This window comes from Nonomuraea sp. ZG12, from assembly GCF_052068115.1.
Lineage (GTDB): Bacteria > Actinomycetota > Actinomycetes > Streptosporangiales > Streptosporangiaceae > Nonomuraea.
In genome coordinates this window covers 262,654-279,607 of the sequence record NZ_JBQHCW010000010.1, presented here as the reverse complement: position 1 = coordinate 279,607, position 16,954 = coordinate 262,654, and the positions used below count along the sequence as shown (strand labels likewise).

Here is a 16,954-nt window from a genome sequence, read left to right as displayed (position 1 = left end):
GCCGGGGTCCTGATGTGGTGCGTCCCGCCCGCCACCACGGCGAACAGCTCCCCATGGACGCGCTTCACATCCATGACCCGCGTGACGTACCGCCCGAATAGACAGAAATGGACCGGCCCGGCTCGATGCGCAACGTCTCGCCGGAGCGTCGGAGAGCGGCCAAGCCGGCACCGTACGCCTCCCAGCCGAACCGTGACCCCGGGTCGGCGTAGGACACGGCCATGCCGCCGCCGACGTTGACCTCCATGACGCCAGCCGGTGGACATCGGTAAAGAGCTCGGCCATCGAGCGATCATTCGAACGGTTCAAGGTTGCGGGATCGTCGGCGTTCGCCGGAGTTCGCTGACGATCCCGCCGGTTGCTGGACTTCTCGGCTGTACCGTACGTCCCCTCCTGGGTGGCCCGAAGCACGGGCCGATCCGAGGTTGGGTACTCAGCGCCTGGTCTCGTACCTGGTCAGGAGTACGCCGTCGGGGAACGTCCGGGTCTCCATCAGGGTCAGGTTCACCCAGTTGTCCAGAGCTGTGAAGAACGGCGTGCCGCCGCCCACCAGGACCGGATGGGTGACGATCGCGTACTCGTCGATCAGCCCGGCCCGCATGGCCGCCGCGGCGAGTGTGGCACCGCCGATGTCCATGGGGCCGCCGTCGTCGGCCTTGAGCCTGGTGATCTCGGTGACCGCGTCGCCGGTGACCAGACGGGTGTTCCAGTCGACCGTGCTGGTCGTAGAGGAGAACACCACCTTCGGCATGTCCCGCCAGCGGCCGGCGAACTCGATCGGCGCCGGTGTGGCACCCGGCTGCTTGTCGGCGGTCGGCCAGTGGGAGCTCATCGTCTCCCACAGCTTGCGCCCGTACAGCGCCAGGCCCGTCGCGTCCACCCGGTCGGACCACCACTGGAACAGCTCGTCGCTCGGCGCGCTCCAGCCGAGGTCGTCGCCGGGTGCGGCGACGTAGCCGTCCAGGCTCAGGTTCATGCCGAAGGTCAGTTTCCGCATGGCGTCAGCCTCCTGTAAGTCGGTACTCGGCGTACAGACCAGCACAAGCGCGGAAAAATCATCGATCAGGCCACACCGATCCATGCCGAATTACCGGAGCAGGTGGGACCCAGCGCGCGGACGAGCGTACGCGCGGGCCACGAGTCCCGAGGCGAGGTGCCTAGCAGATTCCGGACAGCCGTCTTATGGGCGAGCCCATGCGGCTGCTCGGGATGAAAGGGACTCGTTGAGCACTTCCAAGGGCGGCCGGGAGCCGAGCGCCGAGTGCAGGCGCCGAAAAAGCGTGATCATGATGAGATCCGCTGCTGCGAAGATCCCTGGTTTATGAAGCGACGAATGGCCGTGGTGGCCCTCCTGGCGACCGCATCCACGGTGACCGCAGGACCGGCCGTACGGGCCGATGCCGTGATGGATCCGGCCAGCGCCATACAGCGCCAGCTCACCCCGGGACATGGAGTGAAGATCGTCCAGCGTGGGCGGTTCAACTGGCACGGCACTTGGTCTACCCACAAACCGGTGCGCGGCGTCGTGGGGTTCGGCAAGGGCAAGATCGTGGCCACAGACCGGACAAACTTCAACCTGGGACGCCACGGTATCCGCAACATCTGCATCGGAAAGCGCGGCTACCAGTTGAACGCCAAGCCCGACCCCGACCAGCCACTGCCGCCGGGCAAGAGTTGGGTCACGTACAAGTGGCCATGCCAGCTCGTGCTGAAGTCCGGCCACCATGTCAGCCTCAGCGACCCGGCCACGCTGAGAGCAGTGTTGGCCACCACCGCGCGCAAGCGGCCCGCCGGGGTCTACGACGGTGTACGCACCACCCTCTACGAGGGCACCATCACCTTCGCGCAACTCCACAAGGTGAACCCGGGCATGCGCATCGGCTTCCGCAGCAAGCCCACCGGCACATACGCCTCCTGGAAGGTGTCCTGGCGGTTGTGGATCGGCCAGGACCAGCTCGTCCGCAGGGCATGGAGCGCGTGGCGCGAACCGAACGACACCCCCGACAAGTCCGCCAGCGAGAAGCCGTACTACGCCTTCGAGGAGGATCTTCAGTTGTCGGACTGGGGAATGAAGGCGGACATCCAGCCCCCGCCCGCAGATAAGACGGTCTCGTCGGAGGAGTTGGACGACTGACCCGAACGCCCGCCACTTGGTCGCTTCCGCGTAACGCGCGTACCTCGGCCGCCTGCTTACCCGTCTGCCGTCGACCCGCGCGAAGGGGAGCGGGCCGGGGTCGATGACAGGCGGGATGACCGGCTTCCGCCTCAGCCGCCTACGGCTCCGCTCTCAGCCCAGTGATCAGGCGGCAGCCGGAGTGCCCACCTGAGGCTTCTCGTCGCCCATCGGTCGCCTGGCCCCCTCCGGCCCGGCCGCACGCCCTCGCCGCGACGAGGCCAGCCCTCATCTCTCCCGGCTCCTGTAGGTGGCCCGCAGGTCGATCAGCTTCTCCCTGGCCACCTCATCCAAGGCTCGGCGCTGATCCGGGTCCTCCTCCCAGGTGGCCTCCGCGCACAAGACCCTGGCCGCCTCGTGCGGCTCGGCGTCGCGCACGACGTACCAGACGGTGTCGTCACAGCCGCGCCTGTCGTGATCGCGGCGCAGGACCGTGACGATGCCGGAGACGAGGATCTGCCTGGTCCACGGGTTCCTGGCCAGAATCCGCCGATCCACTGTCAGCCCGTCGTCCATGAGCTCGCCACCGAGCATGTCGTCCTCCCACCGCCACACGCGGCGGCTGACACCCGCTGGTACATACAGGGCACCACGACCTTCGACGGGCACGGAGAACGTCCGCGTGCCGGCCCGGCACAGCTCCTTGGCGATGCGGTCGCCGTCGGCGTACTCGCGCAGCCGTTCCTCGCCCAAGTTCTGCCCGGACAACGAGCCCCGCCGCGTCTGCTCGGCGGAGTAGCGGTCGATCAGCGGATCCTTGAACCGCCCCGCACGCGCCCGCGGCGGGGTGCAGGAGGCCGGGGTGAGGTCCACGCCGTCCTCGATGTCGATCCCGGCCTCGCGCAGCAACTCGTGAGCGGTGGCGCCCCTGCCCTGGGCCTTGTGCAGCCTACGAAGCCAGCCGTCGAAGGTGTCCAGGTCCGGGTCCGCGCGCAGCGACGCCCAGTCCGTCACCGCCGAGACCGGCACCGGCACCTCCCGCCGCGCCGGAGGCTGCACGAACTGTTCGGGCTCCAGGTCGATCGAGTAGTACAGAACCCCCCGCGCAATGTAGGAGAACGGCGCCGCGTGCGTGATCGGGTCGAAGACATCCCGGATCGGCCAGAACCTCAGCAGCCATGTCTCCTCGCACTCACCTGTTGCATGCCCGTCGCCTGGCTCGGGTTCACGCAGGTACATGTCCACGCCGTACTCGAAACGCGGCGGGCCGATCAGGAAGTCATGCCCTCTGCCGTCCATCATTGTGACGATCGCGACCACACCGCTCTCCGCGACGAACGTGGTCGAACTGACCGGCGTCCAGGAGCCGTCCGCAGGTTCCGGCTCGGCGTCCCAGGATTCCAGCCGCACCCCCGCGACGAAGTGGTAGGTCTCGTCGGTGGGGGAGCCCCACTCCGGCAGGTCGGTGCCGTCCAGCCCGAACGCGTTGTACTGGACGTAGATCTCGTCGTCGAGCCTCCGCAGCAACTGTGCCATGTCAACGCCTTCGCCTTGTTGGTGATCATCTTGGCTTGGCGGAGTATGGCCCACCGCACTGACAATCCAAGCTGCGCCGCACATATTGATCTTGAACGCTTCAAGACCCAGCGGCTCCGAAGGCACCGCAGGACGGCTCGGGAACGTCAGCACATATTCAGCACGCGCAGTCGTAGAACGCCGTAGCCGCCCGGCCGCCACCGGACGCAAAGCGAGAGGCCCGTCACCGCGTTTCCGCTGGTGACGGGCCTCTTCTAGCTGGTGTGGCAGGTGCAAGGTTCGAACTTGCGTAGGCTGAGCCGACGGTTTTACAGACCGCTCCCTTTGGCCACTCGGGCAACCTGCCGTGTCTTCCGCTCTCGCGGCGACAGACAGAAGGATAGCGGACTTCTGCGGTGTACGTGACACCGGTTTGTCCCGCGCCGGATCCCACGCAGCTGCTCCCCCGAAACGCCCACCCGCCCAAGCCTCCGCATGTCCGGACAGGGGTGCGGCAATCAAGGGCCGCCGCCCCAGAGATTCTCGGCAACCGCCTATCGGGGTCGCGGTCGGCGGGCGCGGGCCCGTACAGAAGGCCGCTGAGGGAGCATCGGCCCGCTGCCAACTTGGCGGTGGTGGGCGAGCCCCAGGAGGCGGAGCCTGCAAGGCGGGCCGATGCTGGCTAGGCTCATCGGCTGAGTCCGCGTTCGCGGGGTGCGATGCGGACACCGACGAACGCTTACGCAGCTGAGAGGATGTGCGCTTTGGCCGATTCGTCTTTCGACATCGTCAGCAAGATCGACCGCCAGGAGGTCGATAACGCTCTCAACCAGACGGTCAAGGAGATCGGGCACCGTTTCGACTTCAAGGGCACCGGGGCGGCCATCAGCTGGTCCGGGCAGGAGAACATCGAGATCAAGGCCAACAGCGAGGAGCGTGCGAACGCCGCGCTCGATGTGTTCAAGGAGAAGGTGGTCAAGCGCGGCCTCTCCCTGAAGATTCTCGACGCCGGTGAGCCGAAGCTGTCCGGTAAGGAATACCGCATGCTGGTCAGCCTCAAGGAGGGCATCGACCAGGAGAACGCCAAGAAGATCTCCAAGCTCATCCGCGACGAGGGCCCCAAGGGCATCAAGGCGCAGATTCAGGGCGAGGAGCTTCGGGTCAGCTCCAAGAAGAAGGATGACCTGCAGGATGTCATCTCACTCCTTAAGGGCAAAGATCTGGACATCGCCCTGCAGTTCGTGAACTACAGGTAATGGAGCGGCGCGCGAGACCGTGACCTGCGCGGTCATCGCGCTCCGACCTTGGTGCACACCACCTGGTACGACAGCCGCCATGTGGATGTGCCGCTCCGCCGTCGCCCGCCTGGACGCCGCCGCCCCGCCCGCTGCCTTGAGGGTGGGCCCACCGGTCGAGACCGGTCAGGATGAGAAGAAGGGCACCGCCACGGCGGGCGTCAGAGCCAGCACCTGGGCTGCGCCGGCGACGTCGACAACACCGCATCCGCGCCGGTACAGGGCACACCCTGATCGCCTCCAAACAGCCGAGTAGATCAGCGACGCGATCATCACAGGACCGCCCCTTTACCTCGCTTCCGCCGGCGAGGGCGAACTGAGATGAATCGCCTGGTCAACCCCACCGTCGCCGGCACACTGGTCAATCTGGCGTCGCCGCCACCAGGCTCGTACGCGATGGTTCCATCGCCGCGCCCGACTGACCGCCGAATACACGGAGTTTTAACTAACGAATGGCGACTGCGGTACCGAGCGGTATAGCGCGGGTATGTTCGCGCGCCGTATTCCCCATGATTGTTTGCGTTCCGCATCACGGACCCGTGACCCTTGTGAATCATCTCCCTCAACAAGGAGCACCCCGTGAGAACGACGGCGATCATCTCTGGTGCGCTGGTGGCGGCCACGACAGCGTTAACCCTGATCAGCACACCTGCGGCGGCGGCAGCGGATGCCAACCTGAACGTGGCTCTCTCGCTCACCAAGAACACCGCGAGCAGCCAGACCTACTGGGCCAATATGCGTCGCAACAAGAACGAGCCCTATGTCAAGAGGTGGAGCTTCAATTGGAACACCGACGGCTGCTCGGTGCCTGGGAAGATCGGTAACTCAGATTACTGGAAGGGAGTCTTCAAGACGCCCTGCGCTCGCCACGACTTCGGCTACCGCAATGTCAAGCGACTCGCGAGCTCCAGCAAGTGGAAGAACACCTACAAGAAGGCCGTCGATGACGCGTTCCTCTTCGATATGGGCAACGTGTGCGTGAAATTCTCCAAGACGAAGAAGGCCTCGTGCCGAGTTGCGGCGGCAGCGTTCTACGCGGCGGTCAGGACTCGCGCGAGCTAGGACCGATCGCGGCCCCGGGTGCCGGGAGAACCCGCCTATCTCTCAAGGCCCGGTTCAGGCGGGCGTTGCGCCCGCCGGTAGAGGACGGCCATCACGGGCGAAGCATGGCACGCGCAGTCTTCGGCATACCGCCGCGTCCAAGAACAGTGATCACGATCTATGAGAGGGACACCATGAAGTTTCTGCGTAACGTGGCTGTCGTCGCCGCCATGGGCCTGGCCACATCGATCACGCCGACGCCCGCCATGGCGTCCGCTGACCAGTACCTCATCGCACGCTGCACGGACGGCAACCACGGCATCGAGATCAGGGCCCGCTATCTGACGACCGGGACAAGGCACGTGTTCAACCAGCTGTCCTGGCGGATCGCCGGCAATGTCGGCAGCAACAACGACGTCCGCTTCTATTTCATGCAGGACGCTCAGCCGGACTTCGTGTTCAAAGCCTTCGGCTACAAGGGCGGCAAGACGGGCTCGCGGAAGATCTCGGTGACCAGGCCGAAGGCGCACAAGGTGTTCGTGAGGTTCCGCGTCCGATTCGACACGAGCGCCTCCTCCGATCCGAAGTGCACGTACCAGACCCGCGGCATCTGATCCCGAAAGTGTGACCGGCCCGGCATCAAATCAGGCTCCCGTGCCACCGCCACGCTAGACGTCTCCCTTGGCAGGGCGCGAGTTGAGGTACGCAGGCGGACATACCGATCACGATCGCCACCATGGGGTCAGGTCGAGTACGGGCCCAGGCAGGCTGTCGGAGGGGATCCGTAAGCTTGTCGATCGTGACGATGATCCCCCTGCGCCGCTTCACGGCGCGTGCTCTGCCCGTCGACGATGAGGGCCGCGTCCTCCTGCTCCACGGTTTCGATCCGGTACGCCCCAGCGAGCCGTTCTGGTTCACCATCGGCGGCGCTCTGGAGGGCGAGGAGACGCTTCAGGAGGCCGCCGCGCGCGAGCTGTTCGAAGAGGTGGGGATTCGGGCGACGGCGGAGGAGTTCACGGGACCGTACGGGACGAGCACGATCGAGTTCAGTTTCGCGCAGTACGCCATCACGCAGGATCAGGCGTACTTCGCGGTTCAGGTGGGCCAGGTGGACGTCTCGTTCGAGCACATGGAGCAGATCGAGAAGGAGACCACGCTCGGATATCGGTGGTGGAGCGCCGAGGAGATCGAGGCCACCGAGGAGATCATCTTTCCGGAGGACCTGGCGGCGATCCTCCGGAAGATCACGACGGGCGAAGCACTCGGGTAGCGCCGGTGATGAGGGCGGTGGCCAGGATCCAGCCTGAGATGATCAGTCCGTACGCGAGCCCCTGCGTCCAGCCCGCCGGGTCGAACAGGTCCCGTTGCCCGAAGGTCGACCACGGGAGCAGCAGGTCGAAGCTGTAGGCGAACGAGTCGAAGACGGGGCTCTCGTCGGGTTTCAGCGGCCGGGGCGGGTTCAGGCCGAAGGACACCGTGCCGATCAGGAGCAGCGCCGCGAACCAGACCGCCGCCAGCCAAGGGCGATAGCCGTACCCCACGGTGAACTCCAGCAGGCGGCCCCAAAGCCGGCCGCCGACCCCTTCGGTGTGGCGCCTGCCACGAAGTTTGGCGAGCTGTGTCCGGCGTGCCAGCGCGTCGTTGCCGTCGCGGCGGTACCAAGCGGCCAGTTGCTCGTAGGGCTGCGGCCTGAAGCCCTCCGGGTCCCGGCCGACCCATTCGATCCTGCGGGAGACTCCGCTGCCACGCAGGCGTTCGTACGTCAGGCCGTTCAGGCGGAGTTTGTCCGGCCAGGTGGCGGGGTTGTCCTCCAGGGTGTTCACAGTGGAGTGCGCGAGCGTCACCACGCCGTCGATCGGCTCGGCCGGCTTGAGGTAGAACTCGCGGACCTCCATGTGACTGGCATGCAGCGCGTACGGCGTGTCGGGGCTGCGGATGACACCCCGGATCGCGAGCAGGCCGTTGATACGCGACCCGCGCAGCCGTACGCACCCTTCGGCCAGGAAGTCGCCGGTGCAGCGCATCGCGTCCTCGACGACCATGCCGTCGGCGATGAGCGCCTGTTTGCCGGGATTGCGGAGCTTGGCATCCTCCAACGAGAACCCGCCGTTGAGGCGAGCACCATACATTCGCACGCCGCCGGTGAAGTCGCCATTGCGCATGTACATGCCGGAGTCGACCACCATGGCGTCGGCGTAGAACGCGTGGTCGTCGTCCTCGCCAGCGATGATCTTGGTGCCGCCGAGCCACAGGCCGCTCTCGAACTGGGCGCGTGGCACCCGCACCGCTCCTGTGATGTACGAGCCCGACAGACTGAGATGACCCGCCACCCGCATGCCGCCACCGGTCAACCCGGGTAGGCGGCAGTCGGTCAGCCGCAGGGTCCGGGCGGTGGTGCCGGTGAGCCGGATGGGCTCGTCCAGGTGGCAGCCGCTGAGCGCGAGCTCGTGCTCGACGGTGCCGCCGAGAATTTGGAGCGGCCCAGTGATCCTGGCGCCGGTGAGCCGTACGGCCGGAGCCGAGCCGGCGACGGCGTCACGGGCGCCGAGTAACAGTGAGGTGATCAACTGGGCTTGGACGGTGCGCTCGGGGCCCCAGGTGTGCCCGTCCGATGGGGCGTTGCTGCCTGCGGGACCGGTCTTATCCGGGGTGAAAGGGGCCAACTCCACCGTCTGGCCTGTGGGGAAGGCATCCCACACCTTCCGCTCGGCCGGGCTCAGTCGCGGAGATTTTCCCATTCTCTGATTGTTTCGCATAAGTTCAGCGCCGGTAGCCGGCCATGCGCTCCAGCCTGGCCACGCGCTCGGCGGTGGGCGGGTGCGTGGAGAACAGGCGGCCGAGTCCGGCACCGCTGAACGGGTTCGCGATCATCAGGTGGGAGGCCGAGGCCAGGCGGCTGTTCTCGGGAAGCGGCAGCCTGCGGGCACCCATCTCGATCTTGCGCAGGGCCGAGGCGAGCGCGAGCGGGTCACCCGTCAGCCGGGCCCCGGACTCGTCAGCCTGGAACTCCCGGCTGCGCGAGACGGCCATCTGGATCATGCCGGCGGCGACCGGGCCGAGCAGCATCATGAGGACCGCTCCGACGAATCCGGGGCCTTCGTCGTCGTCGGACCCGCCGAAGAAGACCGCGACGTAGCTCACCCAGGTGATCATCGTGGCCAGCGCACCGGCGACGGACGAGATCAGGATGTCGCGGTTGTACACATGGGACAGCTCGTGCCCGATCACGCCCCGCAGCTCGGACTCGTCGAGCAGCTGCGTCAGGCCGTAGGTGACGCAGACGGCGGCCTTGCGCGGGCTGCGGCCGGTGGCGAAGGCGTTCGGTTGCACGGTGGGCGAGATGTAGAGCCGTGGCATCGGCTGCCGGGCCTCGGTGGAGAGCTCGCGGACGATCCGGTAGAGGGTGGGCTGCTCCACCTCGCTGACCTGCCTCGCACGCATGGCCGACAGCGCGATCCGGTCGGAGAAGAAGTAGGCGACGCCGTTGGTCACCAGGGCGAGCACGAACGCGATCTGCATGCCCATGCCGCCGCCCAGCCACGCCCCGGCCGCGATGATCAGCGCAGACAGGCTCCCGAGCAGGACCGCAGTACGCAGGCCGTTGTGGTGCAAGATTCCTCCCCTCATGGTCCGGCTTCACCTGGTACAACGACGATGCCCTGCTCCAACGTTCCCGGGAGTGCTCACCCGAAGGCTGAGCGCGATCGAACTCGCTGACCACATCTGCCCCGGTGGTATCTCAGCGGGTGCGACGGCACCCGGCCCTCACCTCAGTACGGGGGTGGATATGTCAGTACGTAGCGGATAAGAACGTCATGTCGAGCACCGGTTGTGGCGCGACCGAGAACAGGACCGCTACCGCCACCGCGACGCCGATGGCCACCCAGACCGCGGGGAACGGACGTCGCGCGGGCGGAGCCGCTGCCCGCTCGGGGGTGAAGAGCCGGGCCGTCCAGACGACGTAGTAGTAGAGCCCGATCACGGTGTTGACCGCCATGACCACCGCCAGCCATCCGGCGCCGCCATCGACGATCTCCCGGAAGACCACGATCTTGGCGAACAACCCGGCCAGCCCCGGCGGGAGCCCGGCCAGGCAGATCAGGCAGAACGCCAGCGCCAGCGCGGCCGCCGGACTCCGGGACACCAGCCCCCGGTAGTCGTCCAGCTCGTTGCGCGGCACGGTCCGGGATACGAGCATGACCACGGCGAAGGCGCCCAGGTTCATGGCGGCGTAGATCACCAGATAGGCCACGGAGGCGCCGACCGCCGTGTTCGCGGAGCTCCCGCCGGGCCGGAACGCCACCGCGAGCGGGGCGAGGATGTAGCCCGACTGGGCGACGGACGACCACGCGAGCAGGCGGACGGCGGATCGCTGGCGCATCGCCAGCAGGTTGCCCGCCGTCATGGTGAGGGCCGAGATGATCGCGATGATCGGGATCCAGGTGGCCGACTGGCCGGGCAGCGCGAGGACCAGGACAAGGATCAGGCCCGCGAACCCGGCCGCCTTGGAGATCACCGAAAGCAGGGCGGCGACCGGGATGGGGGCGCCCTGATAGACGTCCGCCGCCCAGGAGTGGAAGGGAACGGCCGCGATCTTGAAGGCGAACCCCGCCACGAGGAGCACGATCCCGACCGTGACCAGGCCGGGCAGGCCGTGACCGGCTTCGAGGATGGACGAGGACCCCTCCGCCCACCCCGGCGCCGGAAGCTCCCCGCTGAAGACGGCCGCCAGCCGTGGCAGGAAGACCGTCCCGGCGACGCCGTACAGCAGCGACACCCCGAAGAGCATGACGGCGGTCGACACGACCGACACCAGGAACAGCTTGACCGCGGCCTCCGAGGAGCGGCCGTCGTAGCGTTTCAGGGCGGTGAGCGCGAAGACCGGCAGGGAGACGAGCTCGAGCGCCACCACCAGCATGATCAGGTCTCGCGAGGCGGGCAGCGTCACGGCGCCGGTCAGCATGCAGAGCAGGAGGAAGTGCCACTCCCCGACCGGGATGTCGCCCTCCGCCAGCTCGGTCATCGACATCAGCACCACGACGACGGCCGCCACCAGCACCAGCCCGGCGAAGACCAGCGTGAGCCGGTCGACCACGAACGAGCACGACTCGCCGGGCGGGCCGTCGCCGGCCAGGTGGCCGGGAACGCAGAAGGTGGACAGCGTCCCGGAGCCGGCCAGGGCGGCCTGCGCCACGACGAACCCCAGCGCGACCAGCACGCCCCCGAGCGTCACGAATCCCAGTGCGGACTTGACCCCGCGCCGGGCCGGCAGGAAGGCGTCGAGCACGAGGACGAGTCCCGCGACCAGGGCGAGGGTCAAGGGGGCCGCGATCGCGAAGTAGTCGATCTGCTGGATCATGACAGTGCTCCCAGCAGAGTCTGCACGGCCGGCGTGGTGAGCGAGAGCAGGAGTTTGGGCCAGAGCCCGAAGAGCAGGATCAGCACGATCAACGGCACCCAGGCGACCAGTTCGTACCGCTGAATGTCGAGCGCCTCCGGACGGGCCGTCCCCATGGGGTCGACCGGCCGCTCATCGGGCGTCTCCCAGGCGGCGAGGTCGGCCGGTGGGCGTACGATCGCGTCCGCGCGCTCACCGGGCGCTGCGGCGGCGGCAGCGCCATTGCCCGGTCCCGCCGCGACACGATGATCGTCCGGGCCGGTGGTGGCGGGGACGGGCAGCGGGACGGACGGCACACCGTGGGTGACTCGGGAGAGCATGACCAGGAAGTACGCCGCTGTCAGGACCGCGCCGAGACCGCCGATGACCATGAAGGTGCGGAACAGGGCGCTGGGCAGCACCTCGGCCGGTTGGAAGGCGCCGAGCAACGCCAGCATCTCCCCCCAGAACCCGGCCAGCCCCGGCAGGCCGAGCGAGGCGATCGAGGCGAACGTCAGGACCGCGCCGAGGTGGGGAAGCCTGGCCAGCATGCCGCCGCCGAGCGACGGGATGTCGGCGGTGTGATGGCGGTCCTTGATCGCGCCGGCGAGGAAGAACAGCAGGCCGGTGATCAGGCCGTGGGCGACGTTGGCGAACAGGGCGCCGTTGATGCCGACCGTCGTCAGCGTGGCGAAGCCCAGCAGTACGAAGCCCATGTGGCCGACGGATGAGTACGCGATCATCCGTTTGAGGTCGCGCTGCGCCAGACAGGCCAGCGAGCCGTAGATGATGCCGACCACGGCGAAGGCGCCCAGCCACGGCGCCACCACCGCGGCACCCTCCGGCAGGATCGGGATCGCGATCCTGGCGAAGCCGTACGTGCCCATCTTCAGCAGCACACCGGCCAGCAGGACAGAGCCGACCGTGGGGGCCTGCGTGTGGGCGTCCGGCAGCCAGGTGTGCAGCGGCCACATGGGGGTCTTGACCGCCAGCCCGAGCCCCACCGCCACGAACGCGAGCACCTGCACCCCCCTCGACATGCCGGCACCGTGTGCCTGGCCGAGGGCGACGATGTCGAGGGTGCCGGTCTGCGCCCAGATGAGCAGCAGGCCGAGCAGCATCACCACCGAGCCGAGCAGCGTGTAGAGGATGAACTTGACCGCCGCGCCCCTGCGCCCCTCACCGCCCCAGATGGCGATCAGGAAGTACATGGGCACGAGCACGATCTCGAAGAACACGAAGAACAGCAGCAGGTCGAGCGCGAGGAACGTGCCGATCATGCCCACTTCGAGCACCAGCAGCGTGAACACCAGCGCCCTCGGCCTGGCCCCGCCCGGTCTGGGGTGCAGCAGCTGGCCGGGGCGCCGGGCGTCGCCCCAGCTCAGATAGGCGAAACAGAGGAACGTCAGCAGCGCCGTCAACGCGACCAGCGGCAGCGAGATCCCGTCGACGCCGAGGTGGAAGCGCAGGTCAAGGCCGGGAACCCAGGGCAGGTCGACGGTGGACTGAGGCCGCCCTGCCTGGCCGTAGTCGAACGTGGCCACCAGCGCCACGGCCAACGCCAGCGTCACGCCGGAGACGGCCATCCCGTAAGCCGGCAGGACCGGACGCAGGATCGACGGCGCCACCAGGAGCAGGAAGGCCCCCAGCAACGGCACGGCGAGGAGCGCGACGGGAAGCCAGCTCATCATGTGAACATCACCGCCCCCACCGCGATCAGAAGGACTCCGGCCAGCAGGCCGCTCACATAGAGCTGTACGTTGCCGTTCTGCGCGAATCGCAGCAGCCCGGACAGCCCGCGTGCCGAACGGCCGGAGCCGCGCACCGCGCCGTCCACCACCGTGTCGTCCGTCCGAACGACGAGCCCGGCCAGCGCCACGGCCGGGCGGACGATGACGGCGGCGTACAGGTTGTCGACGTAGAACGCCTGCTCACACGGCGCCCGCAGCGGGCCGAGCAGCCGGGCCGGATCAACCGTGGGGTCGCCGCGCCACGAGGCGTACACCACGGCCGCGCCGAGCAGCGCGAGGGCGACGCTGACGGCCGCCACCGGCACGTCGAGGTGCAGGCCCCCGGCGAAGCCGAGCAGCAGGGCCGGGACGGCGAGGAGGGTGACCGGCACCAGCATCGTGGACGGCGCCTCGCGGATGTCGACGACGTGGGCCGTGCCGGGCTCGGGCTCGGGGAGCGCGACGGCCCGCGTCCGGCCGAAGAAGGTGCGCAGCCAGGCCCTTGCGGCGTACGCGCCGGTGACGGCCACCGTCGCGAGCGCGCAACCGTACAGGAGCAGGGCGGCGGCGTCCGTGAGGCCGCCGGCGAGCGCGCCCTCCATGGCCACCAGCACGGCGTCCTTGCTGAAGAAGCCGCTGAACGGGGGCAGGCCCATGAGGGCGGCGAAGCCGACCGTCGTCGCCGCGAACGTGACCGGCAACTCCCTGCGCAGCCCGCCCATCTGGCTCATCAGGTTGGAGCCGACGTGGTGGATCACGACGCCCGCGCACAGGAACAGCAGCGCCTTGAACGCGCCGTGGGTGATCAGGTGGAAGATCGCCGCGGTGTCGGACCCGGCGGCGAGACCTCCGGCCATGTAGGCGAGCTGGCTGACCGTTGAGTAGGCCAGCACGCGTTTCAGGTCGTCCTGCGCCAGCGCGGCCAGCGCGGCGCCGAGCATGCCGAGCGCGGCCAGGACCGCGAGCACGTCTAGCGTCGGCCGGGCCGCCGCGAAGGCGGGGAAGAGCCGGGCCACGAGGAAGATGCCCGCGGCGACCATGGTCGCGGCGTGGATGAGCGCGCTGATCGGCGTCGGGCCCGCCATCGCGTCGGGGAGCCAAGTGTGCAGCGGCACCTGCGCGCTCTTGCCCGCGACCCCGGCGAGCAGGAGCATCGTGGCGGCGACCAGCGTGCCGGAGGACATCTCAGGCACCTTCGCCAGCACGTCAGCGATGCGGAAGCTGCCCGCGGCGCCTCCCAGCACGAAGATGCCGAACAGAAAGCCGACGTCGCCCAGCCGGGTCACCAGGAACGCCTTGACCGCGGCGCGCGAATTGCCGCGATCCTCCCACCAGTGGCCGATGAGGAGGTAGGAGCACAGGCCCATGACCTCCCAGCCCACGTAGAGGACGAGGAGGTCGCCCGCGTAGACCACGAGGAGCATGGCGCTGGTGAACAGGCTGATGAAGGCGCTGTAGGAGGGGTAGCGGGCGTCGTCTTTCAGGTAGCCGATCGAATAGACCTGCACAGCCAGGGCCACGAGCGTCACCAGCACTCCGAGCAGGCCGGAGAGGTCGTCGGCCTGGAGCGTGAGCGAGATCGGGACGCCGCCGGTGTCGATCGCGCCGTAGGTGTCGCCCACAGGGGCCGAACGGGGGCCGCCGTCGAGGAAGGCGAATCCTTGGCCCCAGGCCAGCCAGAGGGCCAGCCCCGCCGCGGCGGCTGTCGGCACGACCGCGATCCAGGCGGCCCTGCGGTTGGCCGCGTCGGGCGCGTTGGCCGAGGTGGTGGCCGGTCCGTTGCGCTGAGGGGCGTCCGCCTCACGGGCGCGCCTCCGTGGCCGGCGTGACAGCAGGAGGCCGGCGAAGGCCGCCAGGAAGGGCAGGAGTACGGCCAGCAACGGGAAGGTCGTCACGGCTTGCCCCCTCGCTCGGCCGGGCGACCGTCTGCGTGGTCACGCTCTTCCGGCGGGTCGTCGGTCTCGGGCTGCGGGGGCGCCTGGGTCGGCTCCATGGAAGAGGTGTCCGTGGGCTCCGTCAGGTCGCGCAGGTAGTCGATGTCGACCGTCCTGCGGTTGCGGTAGAGGGCCAGCACGATGGCCAGGCCGACGCCTACCTCGGCCGCCGCGATGACGATGACGAACAGGGTCAGCACCTGGCCGCTGTGCAGGCGGTCGCCGAGCCATACGTCGAACGTGACCAGGTTGAGGTTGACGGCATTGAGCATCAGCTCGACCGACATCAGCACAAGAATCGTGTTGCGCCTGGCGAGCACGCCGTAGACGCCGATGGAGAACAGGAGCGCGGAAACGACCGCCGGGTAGACGATGTGCACTACTGGCTCCCGGTCTGATCGGGTGGCGAGCCTCCGCCGGGTGTGTCCGTACGAGGCGGACCGCTGGGCTCATCAGTCGCTGCGCGGGGAGAACCACCGCGCGGATCCGTACCGTTTGCGCCGGTTATGTCGGTGCGGGAGAGCACGATGGCGCCGATCAGGGCGGCCAGCAGGAGCACCGAGAGCGCCTCGAACGGCAGCACCCAGGTGCTGAAGATGCTGCCCCCGAGCACCCCCGCTCCGCCCTGGCCGGGCGTCAGGGGTGTGTAGGCCATGCGGAAGCCGTCGATCACCACCGTGACCAGGATGGCCGCCGTCGCCAACGCCACCACGGCCGCGGCCGTCCGGTTGCCGCTGTCGAGGTCGGTGGAGCGGCCGATGGGCGCGCGGGTGAGCATGATGCCGAACAGCAGCAGGACGATCACGGCGCCCACATAGATGAGGACCTGCACCCATGCCACGAACTCGGCTGTCAGGACCAGGTAGCAGCCGGCCAGCGCGCCGAAGGTGACGACGAGCCAGAGGGCGGCGTGGACCAGTTGCCGGGTCGTGACGACGAGCAGCGCGGATCCGACTGCCACCGCTCCCAGGAGCAGGAAGACGATCTCTTGCCCGGTGGGTGACAGATAGGAGGGCACCGCTTCGGTCACGACTCCTCCTTTGGCTCCCTTGGCTGATCAGGGCCGAGCCGCCCGGGCGGGCGAATGGATCGAGGATCGGCCATCCTCCGCCTTGGCGGTCTCGCGCCAGAAGTCTGCCCCTCCGGCCCAGGCTCTGCTCGCGGTTCCTCCGCGCCTGTGGACAACTCTTCTCCGGACGGCGCGCCTGTGGATGACGCCGCGTCGCCGGGGCGGGGCATGGGTGGCTCATCCGCCTTGGGGTCGGGCTCCGCCGTTGCGGGTCGAGGGGGCGTACTTGTGTCAGAGGGAGTCACTTCACCGGGTGGGGGCGCCTGCTCTGGTCTGACGGATGCGGCGTCCGTATCCGTGGTGGGCGCTTCGCTGGGCGCGGCATTCGTACCAGGGGCGGCTGCTTTGCCCGGTGCGCGCGGAGTGCGGGCGGAGGGCGCGTCGGTGGCGCGGGCGGGGCGCCGGGGGGCGGCAGACAGCTCCTTGGGCGGCTCGGCGCCGGCGTCGTGGAGCTGAGGCGGTGGGACTGTTTCGACCCAGGTGCCCAGCTTGTCCTTCTCGTGGAGAAGGTTGCGGATGTCGCCTTCGGCGTACTCGAACTCGGGTGACCAGAACAGGGCGTCGAACGGGCACACCTCAATGCAGATCCCGCAATACATGCACAAGGCGAAGTCGATGGCGAACCGGTCGAGGACGTTGCGCTGGCGTGGTCGGCCGCCTTCAGGCGCTGGGAGGGTCTCCTTGTGCGAGTCGATGTAGATGCACCAGTCGGGGCACTCTCGGGCACAGAGCATGCAAGAGGTGCAGTTCTCCTCGACCAGGGCGATCACCCCGCGACTGCGCGGCGGGAGAGCGGGTTTCACCTCGGGATACTGCTGGGTGTCGGATTTGCGCAGCATGTGGCGAAGAGTGATGCTAAGCCCCTTCGCGAGCCCTACGC

15 protein-coding genes and 1 tRNA gene are annotated in these 16,954 nt (G+C 68.3%); 5 read left to right on the top strand and 11 right to left on the bottom strand.

Annotated elements, in window-relative coordinates:
• Positions 1–433 precede the first annotated feature (433 nt).
• Positions 434–997: a dihydrofolate reductase family protein gene (locus ACTMTF_RS27395; protein ID WP_441113237.1), complete on the bottom strand. Its 564-nt coding sequence runs from the start codon at positions 995–997 to the stop codon at positions 434–436.
• Between the two features lie 264 nt (positions 998–1,261).
• Between ACTMTF_RS27395 and ACTMTF_RS27390 the strand changes: the two genes are divergently transcribed.
• Positions 1,262–2,134: a hypothetical protein gene (locus ACTMTF_RS27390; RefSeq protein ID WP_441113236.1), complete on the top strand. Its 873-nt coding sequence runs from the start codon at positions 1,262–1,264 to the stop codon at positions 2,132–2,134.
• A gap of 267 nt (positions 2,135–2,401) precedes the next feature.
• Here ACTMTF_RS27390 and ACTMTF_RS27385 read toward each other — a convergent pair whose 3' ends face one another.
• Both ACTMTF_RS27385 and ACTMTF_RS27380 read right to left on the bottom strand, forming a co-directional pair.
• Positions 2,402–3,649, bottom strand: coding sequence for a hypothetical protein (locus ACTMTF_RS27385; protein WP_441113235.1), 1,248 nt, complete (start codon positions 3,647–3,649; stop codon positions 2,402–2,404).
• 264 nt (positions 3,650–3,913) lie between these two features.
• Positions 3,914–3,995 (bottom strand) — tRNA-Tyr (locus tag ACTMTF_RS27380).
• A 388-nt stretch (positions 3,996–4,383) separates the two neighbouring features.
• Between ACTMTF_RS27380 and ACTMTF_RS27375 the strand changes: the two genes are divergently transcribed.
• From ACTMTF_RS27375 to ACTMTF_RS27360, 4 genes are all read left to right on the top strand, one after another.
• Positions 4,384–4,884, top strand: a complete 501-nt coding sequence (locus ACTMTF_RS27375) for a YajQ family cyclic di-GMP-binding protein (RefSeq protein ID WP_397011553.1) — start codon at positions 4,384–4,386, stop codon at positions 4,882–4,884.
• A 618-nt stretch (positions 4,885–5,502) separates the two neighbouring features.
• The gene (locus ACTMTF_RS27370; RefSeq protein ID WP_441113234.1) at positions 5,503–5,985 is read left to right on the top strand and encodes a phospholipase A2; all 483 of its coding nucleotides are present in this window, start codon (positions 5,503–5,505) and stop codon (positions 5,983–5,985) included.
• Between the two features lie 173 nt (positions 5,986–6,158).
• Positions 6,159–6,578: a hypothetical protein gene (locus tag ACTMTF_RS27365; protein WP_441113233.1), complete on the top strand. Its 420-nt coding sequence runs from the start codon at positions 6,159–6,161 to the stop codon at positions 6,576–6,578.
• Between the two features lie 191 nt (positions 6,579–6,769).
• Positions 6,770–7,234, top strand: a complete 465-nt coding sequence (locus ACTMTF_RS27360) for an NUDIX hydrolase (protein ID WP_441113247.1) — start codon at positions 6,770–6,772, stop codon at positions 7,232–7,234.
• Here ACTMTF_RS27360 and ACTMTF_RS27355 read toward each other — a convergent pair.
• From ACTMTF_RS27355 to ACTMTF_RS27320, 8 genes are all read right to left on the bottom strand, one after another.
• The gene (locus tag ACTMTF_RS27355) at positions 7,209–8,702 is read right to left on the bottom strand and encodes a hypothetical protein (RefSeq protein WP_441113232.1); all 1,494 of its coding nucleotides are present in this window, start codon (positions 8,700–8,702) and stop codon (positions 7,209–7,211) included. The two genes, ACTMTF_RS27360 and ACTMTF_RS27355, sit on opposite strands and share 26 nt — an antisense overlap.
• A gap of 22 nt (positions 8,703–8,724) precedes the next feature.
• Positions 8,725–9,576 carry a zinc metalloprotease HtpX gene (gene htpX / locus ACTMTF_RS27350; RefSeq protein ID WP_397006784.1) on the bottom strand — a complete coding sequence of 284 codons (852 nt, stop codon included), beginning with the start codon at positions 9,574–9,576 and terminating at the stop codon, positions 8,725–8,727.
• A gap of 178 nt (positions 9,577–9,754) precedes the next feature.
• Positions 9,755–11,323 (bottom strand): NADH-quinone oxidoreductase subunit N, encoded by a 1,569-nt coding sequence (locus ACTMTF_RS27345; RefSeq protein WP_441113231.1) that lies wholly within the window; start codon positions 11,321–11,323, stop codon positions 9,755–9,757.
• Positions 11,320–13,029 carry a complex I subunit 4 family protein gene (locus ACTMTF_RS27340; RefSeq protein WP_441113246.1) on the bottom strand — a complete coding sequence of 570 codons (1,710 nt, stop codon included), beginning with the start codon at positions 13,027–13,029 and terminating at the stop codon, positions 11,320–11,322. Before ACTMTF_RS27340 ends, ACTMTF_RS27345 begins: the two co-directional genes overlap by 4 nt.
• Positions 13,029–14,966: an NADH-quinone oxidoreductase subunit 5 family protein gene (locus tag ACTMTF_RS27335; RefSeq protein WP_441113230.1), complete on the bottom strand. Its 1,938-nt coding sequence runs from the start codon at positions 14,964–14,966 to the stop codon at positions 13,029–13,031. The genes ACTMTF_RS27340 and ACTMTF_RS27335 overlap by 1 nt, the downstream gene beginning before the upstream one ends.
• Positions 14,963–15,385, bottom strand: coding sequence for an NADH-quinone oxidoreductase subunit NuoK (nuoK, locus tag ACTMTF_RS27330; RefSeq protein WP_441113229.1), 423 nt, complete (start codon positions 15,383–15,385; stop codon positions 14,963–14,965). The genes ACTMTF_RS27335 and nuoK overlap by 4 nt, the downstream gene beginning before the upstream one ends.
• On the bottom strand, positions 15,385–16,035 hold the full coding sequence (locus ACTMTF_RS27325; protein ID WP_441113228.1) for an NADH-quinone oxidoreductase subunit J family protein: 651 nt from the start codon (positions 16,033–16,035) through the stop codon (positions 15,385–15,387). Before ACTMTF_RS27325 ends, nuoK begins: the two co-directional genes overlap by 1 nt.
• Complete coding sequence (locus ACTMTF_RS27320; protein ID WP_441113245.1) at positions 16,032–16,808, bottom strand: 4Fe-4S binding protein; 777 nt, start codon at positions 16,806–16,808, stop codon at positions 16,032–16,034. Before ACTMTF_RS27320 ends, ACTMTF_RS27325 begins: the two co-directional genes overlap by 4 nt.
• Between the last annotated feature and the right edge of the window lie 146 nt (positions 16,809–16,954).

Coding starts and splice junctions, on each gene's coding strand:
- ACTMTF_RS27345 (WP_441113231.1), bottom strand. CDS start 11,323: ATGATCCAGCAGATCGACTACTTCGCGATCGCGGCCCCCTTGACCCTC.
- ACTMTF_RS27320 (WP_441113245.1), bottom strand. CDS start 16,808: ATGCTCTGTGCCCGAGAGTGCCCCGACTGGTGCATCTACATCGACTCG.
- ACTMTF_RS27395 (WP_441113237.1), bottom strand. CDS start 997: ATGCGGAAACTGACCTTCGGCATGAACCTGAGCCTGGACGGCTACGTC.
- ACTMTF_RS27355 (WP_441113232.1), bottom strand. CDS start 8,702: ATGGGAAAATCTCCGCGACTGAGCCCGGCCGAGCGGAAGGTGTGGGAT.
- ACTMTF_RS27375 (WP_397011553.1), top strand. CDS start 4,384: ATGTGCGCTTTGGCCGATTCGTCTTTCGACATCGTCAGCAAGATCGAC.
- ACTMTF_RS27360 (WP_441113247.1), top strand. CDS start 6,770: ATGATCCCCCTGCGCCGCTTCACGGCGCGTGCTCTGCCCGTCGACGAT.
- ACTMTF_RS27385 (WP_441113235.1), bottom strand. CDS start 3,649: ATGGCACAGTTGCTGCGGAGGCTCGACGACGAGATCTACGTCCAGTAC.
- ACTMTF_RS27340 (WP_441113246.1), bottom strand. CDS start 13,029: ATGAGCTGGCTTCCCGTCGCGCTCCTCGCCGTGCCGTTGCTGGGGGCC.
- ACTMTF_RS27365 (WP_441113233.1), top strand. CDS start 6,159: ATGAAGTTTCTGCGTAACGTGGCTGTCGTCGCCGCCATGGGCCTGGCC.